This is a genomic window from Flagellimonas sp. 2504JD4-2 (genome assembly GCF_053642935.1).
Genome location: NZ_JBSIOV010000005.1, coordinates 172,217 through 196,670 on the forward strand (window position 1 = coordinate 172,217; position 24,454 = coordinate 196,670).

Here is a 24,454-nt window from a genome sequence, read left to right on the forward strand (position 1 = left end):
CGGTTAATGTACAAATTTTCATTAAAAAATCATCTTAATGAGAATATAATTGGTGGTTATTTATGGATATTTCAAAAAAAATAGTTGTTCTTAATTTATTTTTCTTTTCTGGAACCATTTATCGTTTAATGATAAACCAATATTAATCTTCAGATAACTTTCCTCTATCAAGTTGACATCCGTTGTTCCACGCCTTCCAAGTTCGAATCCTACATTGACATTGGAAAAATTGTTTGTCAACGGTAAGCCAAGTCCAAAAGTTATGCCAAAATCATTAATCTCCTTGCCATTGACCTGTAATCCACTCTTATCATATCGGACCCCGGCCCTATAGGTAACTCTTTTGAAATAGCCTGATAGCGAGCGGTAATCGGGGATGTAGTATCCTCCAAAGGCAAAGGTATTGGCGTCATTATAGGTTACATTCTCCAGCCCTAAAAAGTCGTTCCTGAAGTCGCTAAACTGCTGAAAACTATATTCCCCACCCAAGAACCACTTTTTGTTCTCGCCGAAACCTAGACCAACGGTTGTTCGCGTAGGAATCTTCAGTTCGGTGTTCCTCAAATTGGTTGCATCCAAATCCACATCAATGACCTCTACATCCCTTCCATCTACCAATGAGAATGACCCTAATCGGGCCGAATTTTCTGAAGTAAGGTTAACCTGGGTATTTACCAATGCAGAGAAGTACAAGGTATATTTTTCCTTTATCGTTGGGGTATAGTTGAGGGCATAGACGAAATCATAACCATTTATACGGGATTCCCGGTTATCCAGAGTTCCCAGTTGTACATCTTCAACACTTTGCGCCCTTCGATATTTTAGTGTTCCAAAGTTAAAATTCACGGTGGCTCCAAGACTCAGGTTCTTGATCGGCTCAAATCCAATAGAAAGAAAGGCCCTGTTCAATCCGCCTTCCCCTGCAAAAACATTGGTTACCGTAGGCTCATTTTCACTTTCATCTGTATCCGTTAAATTGTATCCAACCGAAGAAAAAGGCATAAGTCCAAAGCCTAAGCCTATTTTATTATCAATCAAAGGAAAACCGATCGCCAAGTAATCCAAATTGGTCACTGATGCGGTTTGCTGTTCTTCAAAATCCTTAAGTCTTAGTTCTGTTCTGGAGATACCGGCTGTGTAGGCAGTAACCCTTAACTTGGCAAATGCCGCCGGATTGGTGAGGTTCAAGTGAATACTGTCGCCATAGATGCTTACTCCCCCCATCATTTGGTTTTCCACAGTGCCACTGTTTCTAAGGTCTCCTATTCCAAAATATGAATAAGGTGATATGGTACCGTTTTGCGCAAAAATGCCATGTGCAATCACGCAAAAAAAAGCGATCAAAAATTTCTTTACCATCTAGCGTTTGTTGTATTCCAGCAAGTAATTAAGCCCCTCCAAGAGAAATTTAGAATTCGCAAATATGGTATTTTTTAGTCGTTTAGCAAAAAAATGGGAGTCTCCGCCTGTTAAAATAACTGTTAAATCTTTGAAGCGGGTTTTATACTGACTTATTATGCCATCCAATTCTTGTGAAACTCCATTGATAACCCCGCTGTGCATGCTGGATTGGGTCGAATTTCCAATAAAATCCATGATTTCCTCTGGCTGCAATAGCGGAAGCTTTGCGGTTTGGTTGTGCATGGCCTTATAACGCATGCGAACGCCAGGTGAAATAGCCCCACCTACGTACTCCCCAGAATCATTGACCATATCATAGGTAATGCACGTGCCGGCATCGATGACCAGGGTATTTCCCCTTTGGTTTTTATAGAATGCCGCCGTTGCCAGGGCTACGCGGTCCATTCCTAGGGTATGCGGGGTGGCATAACTGTTTTTAAAGGGTATTTTGGATTCGTTGGACAGGACGTGCACCTTACAGAAAAGTGAAACAACATCCCGCTCCTTATGCTCCAAAGGACCTACTGATGAAATCAGCGCATGGTCTATCTTTGGGAATTGCTCAAACAGCTCCTTTACCTTGGATAGGAACATCCCCGACTCCGAGCTCTGGTCGTATACCATTGTGCTATTTTCAAAAACGGCATACTTTATTAGCGTATTACCTATGTCGATGACCAAGTTCATAATACAAAGATGGAGAATTGAAAAAAAACCCTTGCCTTTTTTCAAATTTTTGTTTGTATATCCTAATTTTGAAATTATATTTGCACCCGCCTTTGCAATAGCATCAAGCTAGCAAAGTCGGGCAAGCCCGCTAAACACTAGATTCGGCGGTTTTGCAAAGCTAATTACCCGGTACCTTAGCTCAGTTGGTAGAGCAACGGACTGAAAATCCGTGTGTCCCTGGTTCGATTCCTGGAGGTACCACGACAAACCCCGCAACTTTCATAGTTGCGGGGTTTTGTTTTAAGTTAAAACGAGTTCAACGCCTGATCTGGCTCAATATAGTTGTATCGGTTATCTTATCGTCCTCCGCTAAAAGAAAAGCTTTACTAAGAATCAAGGAAAGACCTCTATCCCCTTCAAAAGGCAAAAAGACATTTTCCAAGTTGTTATCTTTCCCCCGAGCTGGCACAATACATAAATATTGATCATTGGGTTCCATAAGTATATTGGTGCTCCCAATATGGATTTTGTATGTTCTCTTTTTGCCTTTTATTTTTAGAAATTTTCCATCAATCGAAGCGGCATCGGAAATTTTTAAGCGCGGAACCAACTTTTCAAGGATATCCTTTCTTGTTTTTGCAATTTCATTTAATTCCCCAAAAGAATAACTGGTCCAATAATCGCGGTACTGTTGTCTTAAGCCTCCGCTATCCCTCCATTCAGGATCGTTTCCAACACTAGCAACCCCTACAAACAGATCTGCATCCCTCATGATTTCGGAAAACACGATTTTAGGAATATTTACAAGTTCAGTGACATCACCTCTTTCATCCAAAAATCGTATTTGATCCGTTGAAACATAATCCCATATTCCTGAATCATTAAAAGCGTCATCCGCATAAATTTCATCAATCCAGAACTGAGCTTCTAATTTGTGCTCTTTCAGAGTGATTTTTGCAATCTCACCCTCTTTGCCATGGTCATAGGCTCCTAACAACGAATATCGCCACCCTCGAATCGCTGTTAGCGCATTAAACTGGTGTTGTTTCAGTAAATGAGCGGCCATTCTGTTACTGTAAGTCTTCGTATTGACTTCGGCATCGGTAAGAATATAAACTTCTCTATAAACCTGCTTTAGAGTTTGCTTTATTTTTAATTCTTCCAATTTATCCCTCCATGACAACACATCGTCAATACGAGAATAAACAGGGTGCCATAGCCTAACTAATGTGTCCTTGGTAATCCAGTTTAGTTTTTTTTCATTTTTATCAATCCACTCTTCTTCAAAAAACAGACCGGATACATATTTCCCATCTTTTTGAAATTCCCAAATCAAATCTTGAGCAATAAGGCCTACCAGTCCATGATTTATGTAAAACTTTAAAAACACTTCATATGACCATACCCTATCGAAAAGATACGAACGATCTATTCGATCTCTTTGAGCAGTCAAATATTTTTTGATTTGAACCACATCGTTTTTGGCACGACTCAATCCGTCCTTATGCTTAGCTGATGATTTAATAAAGGAAGGTGTTGTCTTTTGTAGATTCCCATCTGGTTTAATCCAATGGAGAGATATCTTTCCCAAACCAATTACTTTAAGCTCTAACAAATAGTCATCAAATTGATAAGATTTACTTCCTTTCTGAAGACCAAAATCAGGAATTGACATCTCCTCAATTTCCGAAGAGGATATTCCTAATTTTGTGGCAGATTCGTCCAAATACTTATCAATTAGCTTCTTTGTATTGTTTTGCTTGATTTGAAGTTTTAACCTTGAGAGATGGCTTATTCCTTCCAACCCCTTTGTATTTCCCAAAGTATAAATGCAGGCATTTCCAACACCTGCCGCAGTAGGTCCAATTCCCGGAATCTTTTTAAAGGCCCGTTCTGTGAGTTTAGCTAAGAGATTAAGGGTTTTGGAATCATGAAATTTTGAAAGACTCCAAACAAGACCTTTTAAAAAAACCAAGTTCTTTTCGTGCAAATAATCATAGCTTGAATAGTGGTAGACAGTTCCATCGCCATAATCATGAACATGAGGGGTTTCAATTTCCTTTAAAGAGATGGCAAACTCTAGCCATCCATGAACTGTTTCCTTATATTTTTTTGAACCAATTGAATCTATAATAGCTCCGGTATTTTTTAAATATTTTGCCGAAGGCTTTGAACCTGTTGACTTAATAAAACAGTGAAATAAGGAATACCAGTTATCTTTCTCTTCCTCTTTACGTTTAAAGATTTCAGAATTGACCATCTCTGCCAAACGGTCATTTGGCAACTTATATGGGGGAATTTTACCGTCCTTGTTTTCACTTTCATAGATAATTTTTTCAATCTTTACCCTTGCTTTCTCTAAATCTGAACCCCAGTAATAGTGTCCGTTTTCATTTAATTTCCAACTCAAAACTTTATTGAGTTGGTCTTTAAGTTCTATTGAAAGTCCACGTTTTTTGACTATTCGTTCAACTTGTTGGAGTGTAAATCCAATTGGCCAATTTCGGAACCATTGTCCAGCTGCTTCGTCAGATTTCCTATATGCATTAAAAAGCGCAATGACTTCATCGTCCGAAAAGTCAAGATTACTTCTCATTATTAGATTGAACAGTTCGGGAAGCATGTGGTTTCTTCTGAAGGTGTCTTCCCTGCCAGCATAGGGGCCAGATTTCCGTGATTTTTTGGCGTATTTATTTATCTGTGGTATGAGATAAAACAACAATTGTTTCTTTGTCTCAGAATTTTCCGATTTTAATAATTTGTAAGATTCCAATTTGCCAAAAGGAGTGGTCTGCCAGTAATTATGTTCATTTCCTGCATAAGCCTCAGTTAACATATCATCGATGACACGACTAAAATGGCTGTTTTCGTGCACAGCATCCACTTTAGCTCCAAACAACTTGGAAAAAGTACCCTTAATTCCCATATAGCAATTTTAACCTCCTACCAATTGGGTAAGTTTAACAAAATGAACTTCCGTCTCCGGCCCTACCAAAACCTCTTGCTCCAAACTCTCCGCTTGTTGGTCATCTATTAAAATGAAAAAGCCGTTATTTTGAAATGCGTCCAACGCAATTAAAACTTGCTTTTCAACGTCTATTGACTTTCTCTTTTTAAACCTAAAACCACTGAGTGTTTTTTCTGCTTCAGTAGGCTGCACCAATCCTTTAAAGTATTCCGGCAACTTTTTGTTGTAGTCTTCAACCTCTGCCTCTACTCGAGCTGAAATCAAATCTTTTACCGTAGTTCTTTCACTTTCAACAGAAATTTGAATCTTGTTTAATATATCACCAGTGAATGTGGCATCTTTTAACGTTAGAATCATTGTGTGTTATTTTTCTTAAATCTAGAGCTTTTTATCCTATTTCATTTTAAATAAATGTTATTCTGGTGGGCTATACTTTTTCGCCGCATTTCTCAGTTTCTCGGCAATTCGATTTCTCAGTTTTTCAGGCTTTAGAATTTCAATGGAATCACCGAACCCCAACAGCAGACGTTCCAACTCAAAATTGGGTTTTACAAGAAAAGTGATTTCAATACTCCCATCTTCATTTTCCTTGACCAATCTTTGGGAATGATGCAATGGTTTGGTCAACACATAAGGGGCATTGTGCTTGTCTATCCATACTCCAACAACAGCTGGGCGCACCCTGCTTACGGTAACCCCAACCACATCCTTATAAAAAGTGTCTGCATCAAAATCATGCTCTTCATAAGATACTGAGAAATCATAATCTACAGCAACAATTCTATCTAGCGCCAGATTGACAACTCCCCTATTTTTATTTCCCATACCAATCAAAAACCACCGATTATTAAATTCCTTGAGTAAGAAGGGATGAAAAGTGATCGTATTTGCCTCTGCGGCCTTGAATGATTTGTACTCCACTTTGAGCACTACCTTTTTTTGAATGGCCTGGTATAGTTCATCCAGCCAATGCAGCCCTTTAAGGTTTTCATTCTTGTCTAGATGGATAATGGAGGAGCTACGGGTTTTCTCGGTATAAACCTTGTCCTCCAACCGCTGTATGATACCGCCCAGTTCTGAAAACAGGGAAAAGTCTTTAAACTGTTTCAGCATCTCCACCGTTTCCGATAGCACGTTCATGTCATTTTCATTTAGCGGAATATCGGTCATGGAATAGTCTTGGTCAGCATAGCGATAGAATTTCTTATCATAAACCTCAATGGGTGCATTATAACCCAATTTGTCGCTACGCATCATTTGAATATCCAGCTGTACAGTACGCTTACTGACATTTATGGACCTTCCCTCGTATTCATAAAGTGCGTTGGAGCATGCCTCAATCAAGTCATCCAAGGTCCATGTACGATAGCTATTCTGCAAACATTTGTCAATGGTTTTATAGCGAATGAGTGCATTTTTGTTGAGAGCCATAGCCAAAAGGGTTGATTGCCGAGACTATTCAGTATTTAGTTATCATATTTCTCCAGTGCCAGTTTAACCGCTTGATAGGCATTTACAATTTTTCCTGTTTTTGACAATGAAGAAAATGGCACTTGGTTTTCGGAACCTGGTTGGTTCACCATTAAATCATAAACCGTTCCTGATTCCGTGATAATCGCTTTCACCTCTTCTGGTGTCAAATGCGGAAAATAGGAAAGTAGTAAAGCCGCAACTCCAGAAACCACCGGTGCAGCCATACTGGTCCCACTTCGGGTATCGTAAGAGTTATCGGGAAGGGTAGCAAAAATATCTACTCCCGGTGCAAAAATATCCACCGACATAGTACCATAATTTGAGAACGTGGCAGGAAGCTTTTCATTCAATTCAACGGAACTCGCCCCTACTTCAATCCAATTACTTGCTACGCTACCATCTTGTAATAGAGCACTGGGGTAATTGTAGAAATAATCTGTGTTTTTATTATCGTTCCCCGCTCCGTGAACTAAAAGCACCCCATTTTCCTGTGCATATTTTACAGCTGCATCAACTACCTCTTTTTGAGGGGAGAAATCCTTTCCGAAGCTCATATTGATTATCTTCGCACCATTGTCAACGGCATACCGAATGCCATTTGCAACATCCTTGTCACTTTCATCGCCCATCGGCGTATTTCGGATAGGCATGATGAGAATATTATCTGCAACACCATCGATGCCGATTCCGTTATTTCTGGCAGCCCCTATGATTCCAGAAACGTGGGTTCCATGCTCGGATCTCTTTGTAACATCATTATTACCGTAGTCTTTTTCCGTTACGTTGGAATAGTCATCTCCAATGAGTTCTCTCCCATTAAAGTCTAAACTGTAATTGTACTCCAATCTGGTTTTAAGCATTTCCATTCGGGACGAAAGTTCCTCATAATGTGATATCAGCTTCTCAGCGGTGAGATTTTTACTTTTGTTCCGTTCCACTATTCTAATAAAGTTGGCCCTGGCATTTTCCAAATCCGCACCTTTTAGCTTTGTTTTTCTAAGTTCCTTTTCCGAGAATGATTTTTTACCTACCGCGTTCTGAAGAGGTGGAATGAGTTTATCGAAATACTCAAATTCCTCCGTATTTTTTTTTATGGATGTTTCCAGACTACTTTTTCCCTCATTAAAAGCCTTCATATAGTTAAGGAACTCTTGGTAGTCTTCCCTTTCTTCCGGGCTAATGTTAAACTTGTTTTTTCCTTCAAACTGCACCTTCAGCTTTTTATAAAATCTGGTCAGTTCCAACGTTTCCGCCTCTAAACTTTCTCCATTTGGTCCTCCTATAAAATTCCACCCATTAATATCATCCACATAACCATTATTGTCATCATCCTTGCCATTTCCTTTAATTTCTTTTGGATTTGTCCATAATACAGGCTGAATGTCCTCATGCTCAATATCCAAACCAGAATCCAGGACTGCCACAATAATTGTAGATGAATTTTTTTTGTTCTCCCGCAATAAGTCATAGGCCTTATCAAGACTGATGCCAGGGGCGTTATTCTCATTTTTATCTAATAAATGCCAGTTCTCAGGGGGTTCTTGTGCGAAAAGTTGAATAGATAGCAAACCAAAAAATAGCATTGAAGCAATAGTATTTTTCATTGTGTGATAAGATTTAGAAATTAATTGTATTGAATAAGATGTCATAATATTATAAAAATCCCCTCTACTACGCAAAAAGAATGCGTAGTTAACATTAAATCTTTGTACGGAATCATAAAGCGCATCGGTAGTGCTCCGTCGAACGGGGAGTCGGCGGGGCTTTCGAAAAAAGAAACACAATGGAACCAAAAATAAATTTTACAGGGAAGGAATTAATAGCAATGGGCTTCAAATCTGGGAAATGGTTTAAGGAAGCCATCGCACATATTAATGAAAACCAATTGCAGGGTAGGGCATTGACCAACTATTTAGAGCAATTCATGTCGCCTCCAGAAGTGGGATTGCGGAAAGAAGCCATTCCTTTTTCAGTAAACATTAGGGCAGAAAATGAAATGGAAGAGGCCAATGTTAATTCCGTTATCGAAACGATGGATGCCTTAATGAAGACCCCAACATTGGTTGACGGGGCCATAATGCCAGACGCCTGTCCAACAGGACCAACAGGAACAATTCCAGTGGGAGGGGTAGCGGTTGCCAAAAATGCAATCCACCCGGGAATGCATAGTGCAGATATCTGTTGTTCCGTATTATTGACCGATTTAGGAAGTGCAGACCCGGCGGCTGTATTGAACGCTGCACATAGGGTTACACATTTTGGTCCAGGTGGTCGTTCCAGGGAAAATCAATTTCGATTCCCTATGGATTTATTGGCCGAGATAGAGGGCAACTATTTTTTGAATGACCAAAAATGTATTTCAGCCGCAAGGTCCCATTTGGGGACGCAAGGAGATGGAAACCACTTTTTATTTGTGGGCATCTCCAGAGAAACAGGGAATACCATGATGGTAACACATCACGGAAGTCGAGGTTTTGGCGCCAACTTGTATTCTAAAGGAATCAAAGTGGCCGAACGGTTCCGAAAGGAATTGTCCCCTGAAACCTTAAAGCAAAATGCATGGATTCCAATAGATAGTGAAGAGGGTGAACAATATTGGGATGCGCTCCAAATTATCCGAAAGTGGACCAAGAAGAACCATGAATGTATTCATGATGCCACTTTGGCCAAATTGGGAATCAATCCAGAGAATCGATTCTGGAACGAACATAATTTTGTGTTTCGTGATGATGAATTATTCTATCATGCCAAAGGAGCAACACCTTTGGATGATAAATTCATGCCCGACATCACTGGTCCAAGGTTGATTCCTTTAAATATGTCAGAGCCAGTGCTGATCGTTGAGGGTGAGACTACCAAGGCAAACTTAGGTTTTGCCCCTCACGGAGCAGGACGTAATGTGAGTCGAACGCAACATAGAAAGAGTAAGGTAGGAACGTTTCAGGAAATATTTGATGAAGAAACGAAAGGGTTGGATGTGCGCTTTTTCTCCAATGAGATTGACATTACCGAATTACCTAGCGCTTATAAAAACGCAAAGACCGTCAGAAACCAGATGGAAGAATTTGGTTTGGGAACTGTTATTGACGAAGTGATGCCATACGGATGCATCATGGCAGGGGACTGGAAGAAGAATGCACCTTGGAAAAGAAACAAACGTCGATAATTTTTGTGAGATTCAGGCGTTCAATGCATATTTGTATCAATAATGAAGAAAATAGCACCGCATATTCAACCGAAATCACGTTTTAGTGAATGTGATTATAGATGGATGGCAAATTTAGTGTCGCTGTCTAAAAAGGACGTTATGTATCTATTTGAACCGTAAATTCTGAGGTAAAAAAGAACTGTAAATAATAGTGCAAGCGTCCAATAGAAAAATTGGGCGCTTTTTTTATGGAATATTTTAAAATGATATTTGAAAAGTAAAACAACATAAAACAGGGTAATTGAAACAGAAAACAATTGAGAGACAGGCGATTGTAAAATGTTTAAAATCTGCTGAAAAGCGGACAGGGATTCTATTATCCAAAATTTACTTAACTAATTGATAATCAGATAATTAATTTTAAATTTATTTTGGATAGTTCAAAAATTGATTTCATATTTGCAGCGTCATTTCCAGCGAATTCAGGATTAGGCATAAAAGAAAAGAAACCATGAGACAAAATAGTTTACAGCATAAGACAGAATGGTGTTTCGGCTTTCGCTCGCCGATACTCATGGAGGAGTGTTATAGTGATGTGAAATCCATTAATAAAACAAAAAGGGAGGGTATACATATGTAAATCTGATAACAGAACATATGCTAAGTATAGTTAAAGGCACCTCTCGAAAAGAGGTGCTTTTTTTATGTAGTTCATTGAAATAAAAATTGACTCGTAGCTCAGCAGGTTAGAGCAAGGCCCTTTTAAGGTCGAGGTCATGGGTTCGATTCCCATCGGGTCAACAAAACGGAAGGACAAGCCAATGGGCGGTGGCCACACTCTTGACCCGAGCCGGGCAGGCGAATAGATGAACACCGCTTAAAAATAAAATGGCGTGAATAAAAGTGTTCGGAGATAACGACTCGTGTGGGTTCGACTCCCACTCCTTCCGCAAATGGAGAGTAGATAAATATTGGTTTGTTATGCTTGTCTGCTAAACAAGTTCACGGTCCTCGTGATAAAGGTTCGATTCCTTTACTCTCCGCTAAAGATATTGTAGCTCAATGGTAGAGCAAAGACCTGTTAAGTCTGAGGTTGTAGGTTCGAGCCCTACCAATATCGCTAAGACAAGGTGGCTGAATGGATTAAAGCAGCAGATTGCAAATCTGTTTTTTGCAGGTTCAAATCCTGTCCTTGTCTCAAATTATGGAAGCATTGAGCAATTGGTTGGCTCGCCAGACTGTAAATCTGGTCTCTTAGGAGCGTGTAGGTTCGAGTCCTACTGCTTCCACAACAGGCATCTATGGTGTAATTGGCAACATAGTAGACTTCCAATCTTCAGTTTCGAGTTCGAGTCTCGGTAGATGCTCCTATAAAACACGTTCATGGTGTAATGGTAGCATGCGAGTCTCCAAAACTTGTGGTTAGGGTTCAAATCCTTATGGACGTGCAGAAGCATCTATGGTGTAACGGATAGCACAAGAGACTTCTAATCTCTAAGTCTAAGTTCAAATCTTAGTAGATGTACAAAATAGGGTTCATTGGGGTAATGGCTATCCTTCCCGACTGTCTCTCGGGAGATACGAGTTCGATTCTCGTATGAACCGCAAAATCTAGGGGAATAACAATGGCTGTTTACCCGCTTTGGAAGCGGGAGGTTGCAGGTTCGAATCCTGTCCCTTAGACAAAATGCTCCGTTGGTCAAATGGTCAAGACGCCACACTTTCTATGTGGAATTAAGGGTTCGATTCCCTTACGGAGTACTATTTGAGGCATAGCTCAGTGGAAGAGCATCACGCTTACATCGTGATAGTCATAGGTTCGAATCCTATTGCCTCAACAAATTGAGATGTAGCTTAAAAGGTAGAGCATCGTTCTCATAAGGCGAAAGATTCAGGTTCGACTCCTGACATCTCAACACAAGCAGGGATAGCCGAATTGGTATAGGCGTCAGATTTAGAATCTGGAATTTGAGAGTTCGAATCTCTCTCCCTGTACTTTTTGCTCCACTAGCCCAAATGGAAGAGGCAATGGACTTAAAATCCATACAGTCCAAGTTCGAATCTTGGGTGGAGTACCATAGGCTTATGGTGTAATGGATAGCATGCAAGGTTTCGACCCTTGTGGTATGGGTTCAAATCCTATTAGGCCTACAAATTAATCTGTGGTGCAATGGGAGCACACTGGACTTTGACTCCAGAGATAAAGGTTCGAATCCTTCCAGGTTAACAAAATGGTGTCTCTAGCTTATCCGGTAAAGCACCCCACTGTGAATGGGGAGAACAGGGTTCGAGTCCCGGAGTACACCCAAAATGGAACAGTAGTGTAGTAGGTCTGCACGTTGGTTTGAAGCACCAGAGGTATCCGTTCGATTCGGGTCTGTTCCACAACAAAAAAAGAATAATGATTAGAATTCATGAAACCGCAAGGTTACATGTGACCGCTGAAAACAATAAATAGTAGCACATGAAAATAACAGTCAACAAATGGAGAAATTTTAGTGGTAAAGCTTTTGACCAGTCCATCACAACACTTGTCGAGGAGGCCATAGTCAGGGAGCAAAAGGCGGGATATCGACTTAAGATTTGCGTAGGGTCCGATTCGCAAGCCTACAAGTCTTATGTTGCTTATGCTACTGTAGTGGTGGTACTTCGGGAAGGTAAAGGAGGATTTATGTTTATCAAAAATCTGAAGGGAACTACTAAAATCAGCACTAAAGAACGAATGCTCAAAGAGGTAGCGATGTCTGTTGAAACGGCCTATGCCATCTGTCATATTCTTGACAAATACGATGTCGAACTTGAAGTTCATGCGGATATCAATACAGATCCAAAATTTGAATCAAATGTTGCATTAAAAGAGGCTATGGGCTATATCCTTGGGATGGGATTTGTTTTTAAGGCAAAACCTAATGCTTTTGCAAGTTCATCTTGTGCAGATATGGCTGTATGAATCAAAAAATTAATGATTATGAATGGAATCACATATATAGAGAATTTTTTAGATAATCATTTTGAGTTGTTCAATAACTTGAGGGATAGTATTGCATGGGATGTAAGAATGAAAGCCCGTAAAACAGTAAGTTTTGGCAAGGCATATAATTATTCTCAAATGGGTTACCCTTATCAGGAGTTTACAGAAGAACTAAATGAGATAATAAAGTCTATCAATAATAAGCTGTACTTCAGACCAAATAATTGCTTGATCAATCTATATGAAGACGGACGGTCAACTATGGGATTTCACTCAGATCAAACCGACATATTGTCTAAAAATGCTGGAGTTGTAATTATTTCATTAGGGGAAACAAGAACCCTTAGGTTTAGAAATATTAAAGATAGAAAAGTCAACATAGATTATGATCTTCCATCTGGTTCTCTACTTTATATGGACAATTTGATTCAAGAAACATGGCAACATGCTGTTCCAGAATCAAATACAGCAAATGGAAGAATGAGCCTGACGTTTAGAAAATTGAGATGATCAGAAATTATATTTTACTACGCAAAATGACTGCGCAGTTCTATTGGAATCTTTGTCATGTAATTAAATGGAAGCTTTTGGAATCAGCTTCATAGTAGTGCCTCGTCAGACGTTGGTAGCTGGCGAGGCTTCATAAATGTTCTTTTACATAGTCCAGTAGCTCAGAGGATAGAGCGCCATACTTTTCGCTGGTTGGCAAAAAAAAGTTCCTCTTTTGACTTAAGATCAGGAGGTCGTGGGTTCGAATCCCACCTGGACTACAATACAATATTGGCACAAGAAGTTCCTATAATTCTTTTGACGAAAATTACTTCTCGCCAGTATGAATCTGAAGATAACAGAAGTTCCTATGTTTCTGGTTCGACTCCAGAGCTCGAAAGAGTAAGTGGTTTAGTTTACTTCCCATCTTCAAAAAATAGGTAAAGGAAGTTCCTATTATTGACAGTTAATCAAATTTACTTCCCACCTTTTTTAAATTTAAAACAATGAAAACCTTAAAACTATTTAATGCAGTAATCGCTAAGGAATCCACGGAAATCCATTTTGTATCAAAGGATGGGTTTATTATAGAATCCAGCGCTATTTGGGCCAAAAAGGAAATCATCAGGTTTTATAAAAAGGAAAAACTAGATGGTTATGGCCTGAATAAGACCTTCCATAAATCCTGGATTAAGATCAAATCAAGTTCAAGGTTGAACCTTCTGATGGAACAAATAAAACATTATGTCTCTACCTACGGAAGCAACTTTCAAGATGAGATGTACATACCTGAAGAAGTATTGGACGTCCCTGAACTTAAGGTGGTCTTTAAAGTAATTAAAGGATACAGTAAAGAAGAATTGACTGCAAAATGTTTGGAACTATTGCAATCTGGAATGGCTTTAAAGGAAGAGACTATAAACGAAGTTCTTTCAGTTTTGGTTGATGAGTTAAAATATAAGTTCACAGGCAAAGAAAGAATCAAGAATAAGGAAGTCATTGTCAAGATAGCGGATATGTATGGGGTACTACCTCCAGATACTATGGAGTTCTTTAGGTATATCATATATAGAGCTACTGGTGAATCATTGCTGATAAAAAATGACGACACCATAGAGGCCATAAAAGCTTCTAATTTTAACCCAGCAGTTCAATTTGAGAATTTTGGATTGGAGAAGTTGGCGGAAATCTTTAATAGATTCAAACCTTTGTTTTTGGCTTTTAAGCCTAAGTGTGGTTCGACAATCAACAAAATATCAAAGTTGTCTAAACTACATCATGTACCATTGGTAGCCAACCCATTGAACCATGTGACCAATATGTATATTTCCCATGCGGACATACATTGGTTGGATAACGCAACACCATTTGCTTTGTTCAAGGCTATATCAGCATGTTACACAAGAATGAATGGTCAAGATGCCTTCGTGTATAGAATTAGAAACGGCAAATCGTTTGTAAAGAAGAGCAGGATTAAAGAAGTAGTTTGGGCAAACTATCAGTTTTTAGAAGATTATTTAAAAACAAGGGTCAATCTTTCGAACAAAACGTTTTTCTTGCCAAGGGATATTCACTTGGCCTTGCCAACCTCAGAGAAAATGTTTGTAGGCAATATTCCAACGGGAACAAAGTTTTTTGGGAATCAGTTGGCCGTTGGAGTTTATTGGAAAAATGCCTGGGGAGCTCATGATATTGATTTGTCAGGAATAAATATTGGGGGCAAAATAGGTTGGAATTCAGCTTACAATCAAGATGATGGCAACCTAATGTACTCAGGGGATATTACCGATGCGCCAAATGGAGCTGTTGAATACATGTATGCCAATAAAGGGTTAAAAATGCCCACTCTTATTAAAAGCAATGTGTTTTCAGGTGCTAACAATTGTGATTACAAGATTATTGTTGGACGTGGTTCAGATGTAAACTATAAATACATGATGAATCCCAATGAGCTTTTCGCTGAAGTCAAATGTCAATCGGCACAAAGGCAAACCATTTTAGGAATGCTATTACCAGAAGACAAGAAACAATGTTTTGTCTTGTTAAATATTGGAGCTGGACAGGCGAGAGTTTCTGGAAATTCAGAAGTATCAAACTTGGCCACACAAGCATTACATCAACAATGGAGTAGTCCATTAATGCTAAATGAAATGATAGAATTATTGGGTGGTTCAATAATCAAAAACAAGGATCAGGCCGATTACAACCTTTCCTTGGAGAAATTGGAAAAGGATACCCTGATAAAGTTATTTCAGGAAAATGATTTAAAATCATGAAAGAACAGATATTAAATAAGTTAGAAGAAATAGAACGTGATAAGAAAATAGAAATACTATTTGCGGTAGAATCGGGAAGCAGGGCATGGGGCTTTGCTTCTCCTGATTCTGATTATGATATCCGTTTTGTTTACAAGCATAATAAGGATTGGTATTTGAATCTTTGGGAACAAAAAGATTCCATTCAATTTATGACCGAAGAGGATTTAGATGGCTCTGGATGGGATGTTAGAAAAGCACTCAAACTTCTAGCAAAATCCAATGCCTCTTTTTTGGGATGGTTGTTCTCCCCTATTGTTTATAAAGAGAATTCTATCTTTCTTAACGAAATAAAGGAATTGGCAGCAAACAATTTTAATCCCGTTTCTGGTTTTTACCATTATCACAGCATGAACAAGGGTTTTGAGGAAATCTTGGGTTCTGATAGGATGACGTTGAAAAGTTTCTTTTATGCTATTCGTACAGCCTTATGTGCTAAATGGGTGTATGAAAAGAATACGATTCCTCCTGTGTTTTTTAAAGAACTATATCCTTTAATCGACTCAGAATATCATGGGATTTTGGATGACCTAATACTTTTAAAGAGCAAGCATATCGAAAAAAGTAAAGAGCCCGTCGACCCTGTTTTGATAGAACTCGTCAAGCAAGTGGTTAAGGAAAATGATAACGTGAAAAATGATTTGATCAATAGGAAACCAAAGCCTGAAGAATTCAACAACCTCTTTTTAAAGACTATATCATGACCATAGAGGAACTAAAGAAATCTGGCCATATCATTTTCGAATGCATTAGCGGGAGTAGAGCTTATGGATTGGATACACCTTCATCCGACACGGATATAAGGGGTGTGTTCATTCTTCCTAAGGAACACTTTTATTCCCTTGACTACATTGGACAGATAAACAACGAATCAAATGATATTGTGTATTATGAATTGCGCAAGTTCATTGATTTATGTTCTAAGAATAATCCAAACATATTGGAATTGTTGAATGTCCCAGAAGAATGCATTCTTTATAAACATGAAATTTTCAATGAAATAAAATTGGAGCTTTTCTTATCAAAACAGTGTGAAAAATCATTTGCGAACTATGCGTATGCACAAATCAAAAAGGCAAGAGGACTCGAAAAAAAGATTGTAAATCCAGTTGAAAAGGAACGTAAGTCAGTCCTAGATTTTTGTTTTGTCTATAACCAGGGGAAGTCGTTGCCCCTGAACATATTCCTTAAAAAGGAAAATATTAAGCCGGAACATTGTGGTATATCCAACGTAGCCCACCTAAAGGATTGTCACAATTTATATCACAACCCAAACATCCCATTTAAGGGAATCATAAAAAGTGATAAGGCAAACGATATTGCATTGAGTTCGATACCAAAGGAAGAGACACCTATTGGAATGCTTTTTTTCAATAAAGATGGTTATTCATCATACTGTAAAAAGTATAAAGAATATTGGGATTGGGTACACAAACGCAATGAGAAACGCTATAGAACCACCGTATCGCATGGCAAAAACTATGATTCCAAAAATATGATGCATACCTTCAGGTTGCTACATATGGCGCAAGAAATTGCATCGGAAAATACTATCAGAGTAAAACGGCCCGATAGAGAATTTCTGCTGGATGTAAAGCAAGGTAAATACGAATATGATGAACTGGTGGATTGGGCTGAAGAGCGAAAAAAAGAATTGGAGCATTTGTATAGTTCCTCGAGTTTACCTGAAAAACCGAATCTTAATGCTATAAATAACTTATTAATTAATTTAAGAGCAGATTTCTATGATTTATGATCTTAAAACCAATTAACCTTTGAAAGCAAAAAAAACCTACCTAAAAGGAAAATCTGTATTCATTGTCTCCATGGTTGTGGTTCTCTTGACGATTGCAACCGTATATTTTACAGGTATCAACTACCATAGAAGCGTTGAGAGCAACTTTTACATTTCTCTCATCATTATTGGCACTGCTCTATTTCTTTTTATGACCTATGGATTGTATAAGGGAGTGGAGCTGATAGACAACTTTATTAAATTCAAGGGTTTTGAAGCTGGCTCAACATTTCACCATCATGATTTTGGGTTTGATTTACCCAGTATTGATACGGGTGATGGTCTCGGAGGGTTACTATTATCAATTTTGGTCTGGATTGCAATAAGTATTCTTTTTGTAGTGCTTATGATCGTATTGGAAGCTGTATTTTGGGTTTCGCTATTCGTAATCCTCGCAATGTTGTATTGGGTGTTCTTTAGAGCTTTGCGGTTGGTTTTCAGCAAATCGAACAAAACAAAGGGTGATTTAGGAATGTCTGGTGTTTATGCAATGGGTTATTCAATATTATATATTGGTTGGATGTTTGGTATTGTTTATTTGGCACAAATACTCAAATAGTAGATGAATTATAATTCGCTTTTGTCCTTAATCTTCTTTTTTATTCTTGGGACACTTGGTTCATATTCCCAAGATGCATTTAGCATCGTTTACTCTTCCAAAGGTTGGAACAATGGTACTGCTGGGCGAACTTTTCAACGAGGAGTACTGATTATTAATAGGGATAGTACCTTTTTAGAACTAAGGGAGACATATTTAAGCAAAAGATTTTTCAAGAAAAACATCCCCTTCAAGGTAAAGGAGAACTATGGCCGGTATAGCGTAATAGGTGACACACTAATATTACAAAGTGAAAAAGAGCCCAACCATGTTCCAGATAAGTTTATTGTAAAAAACAACCGTAGAATTAATTTTTTCCATGTTGATATACAAGCTACAGGACCGAAAAGCTGGAAAAAAATTCTAGCTCCAAGATTTGGTGACTTAAAACTTAAATAAATGAGCTTTTTAAAATCCTTTTTTGACAAGAAAGAATCTCCAATAAATTCTTATTCTGATTTCTGGAATTGGTTTCAGGAAAACGAGCAAAAGTTTTATGATGTTATTAGAAGACAAGGAAACGTAAACAAGGTGTTTTTTGACAAGTTGGCACCTAAACTCAAGGAGCTTAAAGATGGATTCTGGTTCTTGGCGGGAATGTGCAGCGAAACTAAGGCTGAACTGATTCTAACAGCAGATGGGGTCATTAAGAATATCGTCTTTGTGGAAGAATTGGTCAAAGCTGCTCCAAAAATGAAAAATTGGCAAATCACGGCATTAAAACAGCCCTCGGATTCCAATCAATTCGGAATTGAAATGGATGGCTACACATTTGATGAAAGCTCTATAAGTTTTTATCCTGTTGAACATCCTGATATGCCAGATGAAATTGAGATAGTGATAGCTCACAAAGATTACTCTGAGAAGACCAAAGAAGTGATCACTAATGGGGTCTTCCTTGCATTGGATAATTCACTTGGGGAGTTAAACTCAATCACTACTATTGATTTCGTAAAATTCATAAATCCTTCTGAAGCAGAGAAAGAACTAATACCATTAGAGAAACTGAGAGATTACTTGATTTGGAGGGAGAAGGAATTCATTGAGAAATATAAGGGCGTGAGGCATGACACGGAAAACGATAATTATTCAGGTATGGAAGGTACGTTGCAAAACGGACTCCCTTTACTTGCCGTTATCAATACTGATCTTTTGAACTGGGACAGTAAAGCCTCCCATCCTTGGATAGCTGTTGTGGAAATCAAATATGACGGAAAGGCAAACAATGGCATGCCTAACCAATCCAGCTATGATTTGCTCAATGAAATTGAGGAAAAAATAATGACCGAACTTAAGGACTCTGATGGATACTTGAATGTTGGCAGACAAACGGCGAACAATTCCCGAGAAATTTATTTAGCCTGTGTTGACTTCAGGAAACCATCAAAGGTCTTGTATGAAATCCAAAAACAATACAAACCGCAAATCGGGATTGAATTTGATGTTTACAAAGACAAATATTGGCAAACCTTCAATAGATTTATGCCTAACTAAAGAATAACTATCCGAATTAATCAGCATATTATGATAGAACCAATACAAATCGGCTATGAATGATATTCTGATAGTGGCTTTGGTATTGGGGTTATACTTTTCACCCGTTTTCTATCAGCTTGCCATCGTTATAAGGGAAAGCAAACGAGGTAACAAAATTCCACTCAAAAAATTCAAAAGAATCTTTAAGTATAGCACTATGGTGCTGCTCCCTTTGGCGATTGCTTTTATATTGCTTACAAGAGTGAATTATTTGGATTATGAAAAACCTATTGCCTATGATAGAATAGATCAGATTACATTTCAAAATTTTAGGGGGTTGGAGTTTTTCAAGAAATCACTTTATGGAAATAAGAGATTTGCATATGTAGTGACAACAATAGAGTCAGAGATTCAAGATGATTCTGTGATGGTGAGGTCTTTATTTCATCCCTCAAAATCCTTCGTTTATAAGACACATACCAATAGTAAAGAGCTTTTGACCCATGAACTATATCACTTTAAGATCACCGAAATTTTTGCCCGAAAAATAAAACATGAAATAGCTCGTATAGAAAATCCCGACGAAATCAAAATACAATCAGCGATCAAAATGCAATGGCATGAGGAGCGCAAGTATCAACAACAATATGACTACGATACTTTTCACAGCTATGTCTTCAGTGAACAAAAAAAATACGAGCGCACCATTGATAGTTTGTTAAATTTACTCGATAAATACAAAGAGCCTAAAATAAAACTTAATGATTAAATCATCTTTCTTACCGTTGCTAATTCTTGTACTGACTACCCTAGCCTGTAAAACGGAAAAAAATGAATTTCCTTTGGAAAAAAGGTTTTGGGACGCGGAGGATTATAAAAAAGTGACATTAGAATTGAAATATGGTTACAAGAGTGATGAAAAACTACCCTCTTTTGACGATCCTGAAACAAGACCAATTGTGGAAAAGCTTACAGATCATACAAATTACGAAGTGGTTTTAAATGATGAGGAATTAGGATTGAAGTATAAAAATAATGTCGCTTCCGCTTTTTTCCAGGAATGGAGAGATATGCAAGATATCTACCAAGCCAGGAATGTTCAGGACAAGTATTTATATGAAATGGAAATGCTCAAAGTTTGGCATTTTGGTCTTGGACTCCAACTAAGGTATTTCAAACTTGGCAATGATGATATTCTAGCAAGTTCTGATGACCCGGAAGCTTTGAACACCATATTTCGTATTAATTCAAATGTGAAAACTTTAATTAGCAACTTCAACATTTATTTGGACGAGATAAATAATGAAAATGCGTTCTCAGGTGATGGAAAAAAACTCTTGGCGCAAGGAATCGACAATTATTTTGTTGCATTGATAGAGCTATACCCAGAAGCAAATTTTGATGTTTTAGAACGAAAATTGGATTTATTGACAAAGAAGACCTCCTCCGCTGATATCAAAAATTCGTTGTCCAACCTAAAGGACATTATTCAATCAAAGAAAAAGGAGATTTGACCATTAAACTCCCAGTAAACACTTATTATATGCAGTTTCTTAAAAAGTCACCCATAAAGTACAGCTTAATTTTTTCCTTAGTTATGCTTGGTTGTAATCTTCAAAATAAGAAAAACACAGCTGCCCTAGTACCTTCAATGGACATTCAGAATAACCAATTCTATGCTTCCTATTGCATTTATTCGTTGGAAGAAGGCGGTAAGATCACTTCTGAAACAATCGAACGGTTAACATCAGACTTATTGCCAAACTATACATTGGTAGATTCTCTTTCAAGTGAAGCTGGAATCAACGAGTATTCAATCGTTCATTTTATCAACCCTAAAGAAGAGTATCCTGCTCCCGATATTGGTTATTTGCAACATTCAGGCCACAATCTTTCACAAGAAGAAATGGACCACCTCCAGAACCCAACCAGTGCTGTGCTTCTCACTTTCTCAGGGACCAATGAAAACGTAAACGTAGATAATATCCAAATAAACGCAATAATTGACAATCTACTAGACAGGTCCATATCAATTGTCACTGACTATGTGACTTATGAATCGTTCAACAGAAGCTCTTGGAAATCGGACAGGGTTGCCACATTCACTGATTCAAGTCAAGATATTACAAGTCAGTACACAATTCATCTATATAGGGAGGGTAGCTTTTGTAGAGCGGTGACCTTGGGAATGGGGAAATTTTGTTTACCAGATATTTCAATTAGCGGCATTAGCTGCAATGATCAAAACTCATTTGCGAGTTTGATAAACCTACTTGGCCAAACTTTGTTTGAAAATCCCAAAATCACGGAAGAGTCTGCTATCATGGTTGACATCACCAAAATTCGAAATGATAACTTAAGGAATAGCTTAATTTCCTCCCTTGAAGAAAATGCTGAAAAAAAAGGGGTTTTGAATTTAAAATCCGTAGCTCCCCAAGAAGGTGATGCCTACAATGAACAGTATCAGATTATCTTTGATCGGCATGGTTTTTCTTCACCCCAGGAAGAACAACAGCAACTGATAAGCACAATCTTTGGGGCGACAGATGAAATTCAGTATATCAATCATGACGATCAAGTTCTAGCTGCCAGCAACAGGGCAAAACAAAAATTGCCAGAACTCAAAAAACTCTTCAATCAAGGGCTAGAACCGGGTTTTTCTTTACTACTAAAAGCCCCCTTCGAAACGGATAATGGAGGTCGAGAATGGATGTGGATTGAGGTCACCCAATGGAAAGCGTCAAAAATTATTGGTATTCTTCAAAACGACCCTTTTGAAATTGCTGACCTTAAGGCCGGGGCAATCGTCAATGCCGACCAAGCGGACATATTCGACTACATTTATTACCATGCTGATGGAACCAGCGAAGGAAATGAAACTGGTGCAATAATTCGGGCGCAAAACTAAATTCTCAAGGCATTTATTCTACAGAAAAATGAGCGGTGGCAGCCCATCTTTCTGTAATATCCATTACGAGAAACCAACTACATCGTATATTTGTGTTAAATTTACGCATAAATGGGTATTGTACAGGACATAAAGGTTTCAGTAGACGCTGTAGTTTTTGGATATGAGGCAAAAAATACCTTATCCGTTTTATTGATAAAAAGGGGGATTGAGCCGTTTAAAGATCGATGGGCCTTGCCAGGGGGGCTTGTGCTGGATGAGGAGTCACTTGAAGAAGCTGTTCTGAGGGAATTGAAAGAAGAAACCGGAATAACCATTGACTATTTGGAGCAGCTTTACACTTTCGGCGCTCCTGAAAGAGACCCTCGCAACAGAGTACTTTCCGTAAGTTACTTTGGCTTGGTAAAACCAAATCATTTTAACATCAGAGCAGATACCGATGCCGCCGATGTACAATGGTTCAACTTAGATGAACTTCCGAAACTGGCGTTTGACCATCAGACAATTTTAAATACGGCTCACCAAAGATTAAAATCTAAACTCAGCTACCAACCTATAGGCTTTGATTTGCTAAATGATGAGTTCCCGTTCTCAGATTTAGAGAACCTGTATATGACCATTTTAGAAAAGGAAATCGACAGAAGAAACTTCAGGAAAAAGATGTTGAGCTTTGGTATTATCCAGGAGACCAATAAAATAGAAAAAATAGGAAGTGGTCGCCCTGCCAAGCTTTTTAAATTCAACAAAAAGAAATTCAAAGAGCTATCATCTGACGGTTTTCATTTTGAAATTAAGTTTGTGTAAAATTTACACAAAATTTGGTTTGCTCATTTTCTCTTTATACATTTGCGTAAAATAAACGCAATATGGTTCTTAATCTTGACAGTAATTTCAACCCATATCCCAATAAGCTGGCTATTGAATTTGATAGTTTTACATTCCATGGAGGCGAGCCGCACATTAAAATATTGTCCTCGATAGACAAAGAGGAATATGTGACCATCACTCATAGAATACAATCCTTCAATGATTTTGGATTACTGTTATTGGCGGTTGATGCACTACATAGGTTAGCTATTAAAAACATCAGTGTTTTTATTCCATACTTCCCGGCTGCACGACAAGATAGGGTAATGATGGGTGGTGAACCCTTATCGATAAAGGTTTACACGGATATATTAAATGCGTTGAATCTGAATGAAATCAGCATATATGACCCTCATTCAGAAGTCACTCCCGCCCTATTGAATAATTGTACCGTGATTTCGAATCACGAGTTTATCAAACAAACCATAAAAGATATTGGAGAGGAAGTCTTTCTTATTTCACCAGATGGAGGAGCTCTAAAGAAAATATACAAACTAACCCATGCTTTAGGTGGAATTGAAGTTGTGGAATGCTCCAAATCAAGGGATGTTAAAACTGGACACATTTCAGACTTCAAAGTGTATGCAGAAAATTTACAGGGAAAAACTTGTTTGATTGTCGATGACATCTGTGATGGCGGGGGAACCTTCATAGGGTTGGCCAAAGAACTAAAGAAAAAAAATGCTGGAAAGTTATATCTGGCGGTTAGTCATGGAATATTCAGTAAAGGGCTGGATGAACTTAGCCAATACTTTGATAAAATTTATTGCACCGATTCTTTTAGAAGTATTGGGAGCTCGAATGAGTTTCTACAAATCAAGTTGAAAAAATGAAATACAATAGGCAACAGCTAATCCAAGATTTTGAACATAAAATCAAAATCAAATTTCTTTTCTTTTGGGGACATACTCCGAGCAAGGACGGGGGTATTGGTAAAAGCTGCTTTAGTCAATGGTGGGTCGCCCCTTTCGCCGTTGACGGGACGATTTACAAAACTGCGGAGCATTGGATGATGGCTGAGAAAGCACGATTGTTTAATGATCATCATAACCTGAACAAAATACTTCAATCCAATTCTCCAATGGAAGCTAAAAAATGGGGGAGACGGGTAGAAGAATTTTCCCAAGAGCAATGGAACCGAAATAAATATGAAATTGTAAAACAGGGGAACCTCCATAAATTTTCCCAGAACCTCGGTTTAAAGGAATTTCTACTCAACACCAAAAATCGAGTATTGGTGGAAGCTAGCCCCAGAGATCGAATTTGGGGTATTGGGATGAGTCAATCCAACGCCAATGCGGAGAATCCAAACCTATGGAGAGGTGAAAACCTTTTAGGTTTTGCATTAATAGAAGTAAGGGATGAATTGAACTAAT

21 protein-coding genes and 21 tRNA genes are annotated in these 24,454 nt (G+C 38.3%); 36 read left to right on the forward strand and 6 right to left on the reverse strand.

Annotation, left to right across the window (positions count from 1 at the left end; genetic code table 11):
- Positions 1-90: 90 nt before the first annotated feature.
- Positions 91-1,359, reverse strand: coding sequence for a hypothetical protein (locus ACULLH_RS17660; RefSeq protein WP_454090084.1), 1,269 nt, complete (start codon positions 1,357-1,359; stop codon positions 91-93).
- On the reverse strand, positions 1,360-2,088 hold the full coding sequence (locus tag ACULLH_RS17665; RefSeq protein ID WP_454090085.1) for a type III pantothenate kinase: 729 nt from the start codon (positions 2,086-2,088) through the stop codon (positions 1,360-1,362).
- Between the two features lie 170 nt (positions 2,089-2,258).
- Between ACULLH_RS17665 and ACULLH_RS17670 the strand changes: the two genes are divergently transcribed.
- A tRNA-Phe gene (locus ACULLH_RS17670) sits at positions 2,259-2,331 on the forward strand.
- Positions 2,332-2,386: 55 nt separating this feature from the next.
- Here the strand turns inward: ACULLH_RS17670 and ACULLH_RS17675 are convergent.
- Genes ACULLH_RS17675 through ACULLH_RS17690 form a run of 4 tightly spaced genes read right to left on the reverse strand, consistent with a single transcriptional unit; the run spans position 2,387 to position 8,115 of the window.
- Positions 2,387-4,996 (reverse strand): DUF4132 domain-containing protein, encoded by a 2,610-nt coding sequence (locus tag ACULLH_RS17675; protein ID WP_454090086.1) that lies wholly within the window; start codon positions 4,994-4,996, stop codon positions 2,387-2,389.
- Positions 4,997-5,005: 9 nt separating this feature from the next.
- Positions 5,006-5,395, reverse strand: coding sequence for a hypothetical protein (locus ACULLH_RS17680; RefSeq protein ID WP_454090087.1), 390 nt, complete (start codon positions 5,393-5,395; stop codon positions 5,006-5,008).
- A gap of 57 nt (positions 5,396-5,452) precedes the next feature.
- On the reverse strand, positions 5,453-6,469 hold the full coding sequence (locus ACULLH_RS17685; RefSeq protein WP_454090088.1) for a helix-turn-helix transcriptional regulator: 1,017 nt from the start codon (positions 6,467-6,469) through the stop codon (positions 5,453-5,455).
- Between the two features lie 35 nt (positions 6,470-6,504).
- Positions 6,505-8,115 carry a S8 family peptidase gene (locus ACULLH_RS17690; protein WP_454090089.1) on the reverse strand — a complete coding sequence of 537 codons (1,611 nt, stop codon included), beginning with the start codon at positions 8,113-8,115 and terminating at the stop codon, positions 6,505-6,507.
- A gap of 179 nt (positions 8,116-8,294) precedes the next feature.
- Between ACULLH_RS17690 and ACULLH_RS17695 the strand changes: the two genes are divergently transcribed.
- The 35 genes from ACULLH_RS17695 (at position 8,295) to ACULLH_RS17865 (ending at position 24,453) form a co-directional block, all read left to right on the forward strand.
- Positions 8,295-9,677: an RtcB family protein gene (locus tag ACULLH_RS17695; protein ID WP_454090090.1), complete on the forward strand. Its 1,383-nt coding sequence runs from the start codon at positions 8,295-8,297 to the stop codon at positions 9,675-9,677.
- 709 nt (positions 9,678-10,386) lie between these two features.
- Positions 10,387-10,460, forward strand: a tRNA-Lys gene (locus ACULLH_RS17700).
- A gap of 154 nt (positions 10,461-10,614) precedes the next feature.
- Positions 10,615-10,702: transfer RNA gene (locus ACULLH_RS17705), tRNA-Ser, on the forward strand.
- Positions 10,703-10,707: 5 nt separating this feature from the next.
- Positions 10,708-10,779, forward strand: a tRNA-Asn gene (locus ACULLH_RS17710).
- 4 nt (positions 10,780-10,783) lie between these two features.
- Positions 10,784-10,857 (forward strand) — tRNA-Cys (locus tag ACULLH_RS17715).
- 8 nt (positions 10,858-10,865) lie between these two features.
- Positions 10,866-10,948, forward strand: a tRNA-Tyr gene (locus ACULLH_RS17720).
- Between the two features lie 6 nt (positions 10,949-10,954).
- Positions 10,955-11,026, forward strand: a tRNA-Gly gene (locus tag ACULLH_RS17725).
- 10 nt (positions 11,027-11,036) lie between these two features.
- Positions 11,037-11,107: transfer RNA gene (locus tag ACULLH_RS17730), tRNA-Trp, on the forward strand.
- 5 nt (positions 11,108-11,112) lie between these two features.
- Positions 11,113-11,184: transfer RNA gene (locus ACULLH_RS17735), tRNA-Arg, on the forward strand.
- Positions 11,185-11,192: 8 nt separating this feature from the next.
- Positions 11,193-11,264: transfer RNA gene (locus tag ACULLH_RS17740), tRNA-Asp, on the forward strand.
- A 6-nt stretch (positions 11,265-11,270) separates the two neighbouring features.
- Positions 11,271-11,342, forward strand: a tRNA-Pro gene (locus tag ACULLH_RS17745).
- A gap of 6 nt (positions 11,343-11,348) precedes the next feature.
- Positions 11,349-11,420: transfer RNA gene (locus tag ACULLH_RS17750), tRNA-Glu, on the forward strand.
- Between the two features lie 5 nt (positions 11,421-11,425).
- Positions 11,426-11,497: transfer RNA gene (locus ACULLH_RS17755), tRNA-Val, on the forward strand.
- Positions 11,498-11,502: 5 nt separating this feature from the next.
- Positions 11,503-11,575: transfer RNA gene (locus ACULLH_RS17760), tRNA-Met, on the forward strand.
- A gap of 5 nt (positions 11,576-11,580) precedes the next feature.
- Positions 11,581-11,654 (forward strand) — tRNA-Leu (locus tag ACULLH_RS17765).
- Positions 11,655-11,660: 6 nt separating this feature from the next.
- Positions 11,661-11,737: transfer RNA gene (locus ACULLH_RS17770), tRNA-Leu, on the forward strand.
- Position 11,738: 1 nt separating this feature from the next.
- A tRNA-Arg gene (locus tag ACULLH_RS17775) sits at positions 11,739-11,810 on the forward strand.
- A gap of 5 nt (positions 11,811-11,815) precedes the next feature.
- Positions 11,816-11,886, forward strand: a tRNA-Gln gene (locus tag ACULLH_RS17780).
- A gap of 6 nt (positions 11,887-11,892) precedes the next feature.
- Positions 11,893-11,966 (forward strand) — tRNA-His (locus tag ACULLH_RS17785).
- Positions 11,967-11,971: 5 nt separating this feature from the next.
- A tRNA-Phe gene (locus tag ACULLH_RS17790) sits at positions 11,972-12,044 on the forward strand.
- A gap of 79 nt (positions 12,045-12,123) precedes the next feature.
- On the forward strand, positions 12,124-12,609 hold the full coding sequence (locus ACULLH_RS17795; protein WP_454090091.1) for a ribonuclease H-like YkuK family protein: 486 nt from the start codon (positions 12,124-12,126) through the stop codon (positions 12,607-12,609).
- An 18-nt stretch (positions 12,610-12,627) separates the two neighbouring features.
- Entirely contained in the window at positions 12,628-13,140 is a 513-nt protein-coding gene (locus tag ACULLH_RS17800; RefSeq protein ID WP_454090092.1) for an alpha-ketoglutarate-dependent dioxygenase AlkB, read from the forward strand.
- Between the two features lie 150 nt (positions 13,141-13,290).
- A tRNA-OTHER gene (locus ACULLH_RS17805) sits at positions 13,291-13,400 on the forward strand.
- A gap of 225 nt (positions 13,401-13,625) precedes the next feature.
- Complete coding sequence (locus tag ACULLH_RS17810) at positions 13,626-15,395, forward strand: hypothetical protein (protein WP_454090093.1); 1,770 nt, start codon at positions 13,626-13,628, stop codon at positions 15,393-15,395.
- Positions 15,392-16,138, forward strand: coding sequence for a nucleotidyltransferase domain-containing protein (locus ACULLH_RS17815; protein ID WP_454090094.1), 747 nt, complete (start codon positions 15,392-15,394; stop codon positions 16,136-16,138). The genes ACULLH_RS17810 and ACULLH_RS17815 overlap by 4 nt, the downstream gene beginning before the upstream one ends.
- Positions 16,135-17,190 carry a nucleotidyltransferase domain-containing protein gene (locus ACULLH_RS17820; protein ID WP_454090095.1) on the forward strand — a complete coding sequence of 352 codons (1,056 nt, stop codon included), beginning with the start codon at positions 16,135-16,137 and terminating at the stop codon, positions 17,188-17,190. Before ACULLH_RS17815 ends, ACULLH_RS17820 begins: the two co-directional genes overlap by 4 nt.
- Positions 17,191-17,209: 19 nt before the next feature.
- Positions 17,210-17,788, forward strand: coding sequence for a hypothetical protein (locus ACULLH_RS17825; RefSeq protein ID WP_454090096.1), 579 nt, complete (start codon positions 17,210-17,212; stop codon positions 17,786-17,788).
- A gap of 3 nt (positions 17,789-17,791) precedes the next feature.
- On the forward strand, positions 17,792-18,226 hold the full coding sequence (locus ACULLH_RS17830) for a hypothetical protein (RefSeq protein WP_454090097.1): 435 nt from the start codon (positions 17,792-17,794) through the stop codon (positions 18,224-18,226).
- Complete coding sequence (locus ACULLH_RS17835; RefSeq protein ID WP_454090098.1) at positions 18,227-19,321, forward strand: DUF695 domain-containing protein; 1,095 nt, start codon at positions 18,227-18,229, stop codon at positions 19,319-19,321. It begins immediately after the preceding gene.
- A gap of 55 nt (positions 19,322-19,376) precedes the next feature.
- Positions 19,377-20,072 carry a hypothetical protein gene (locus ACULLH_RS17840; protein WP_454090099.1) on the forward strand — a complete coding sequence of 232 codons (696 nt, stop codon included), beginning with the start codon at positions 19,377-19,379 and terminating at the stop codon, positions 20,070-20,072.
- Positions 20,065-20,817, forward strand: coding sequence for a hypothetical protein (locus ACULLH_RS17845; protein WP_454090100.1), 753 nt, complete (start codon positions 20,065-20,067; stop codon positions 20,815-20,817). Before ACULLH_RS17840 ends, ACULLH_RS17845 begins: the two co-directional genes overlap by 8 nt.
- Before the next feature lie 137 nt (positions 20,818-20,954).
- A complete protein-coding gene (locus ACULLH_RS17850) occupies positions 20,955-22,211 on the forward strand; it encodes a DUF2314 domain-containing protein (RefSeq protein WP_454090101.1) in 1,257 nt (418 codons plus the stop codon).
- Positions 22,212-22,322: 111 nt separating this feature from the next.
- Complete coding sequence (locus tag ACULLH_RS17855; protein ID WP_454090102.1) at positions 22,323-23,015, forward strand: NUDIX hydrolase; 693 nt, start codon at positions 22,323-22,325, stop codon at positions 23,013-23,015.
- 62 nt (positions 23,016-23,077) lie between these two features.
- A complete protein-coding gene (prs, locus tag ACULLH_RS17860; protein WP_454090103.1) occupies positions 23,078-23,911 on the forward strand; it encodes a ribose-phosphate diphosphokinase in 834 nt (277 codons plus the stop codon).
- The gene (locus ACULLH_RS17865) at positions 23,908-24,453 is read left to right on the forward strand and encodes an NADAR family protein (RefSeq protein ID WP_454090104.1); all 546 of its coding nucleotides are present in this window, start codon (positions 23,908-23,910) and stop codon (positions 24,451-24,453) included. Before prs ends, ACULLH_RS17865 begins: the two co-directional genes overlap by 4 nt.
- Position 24,454: the final 1 nt, after the last annotated feature.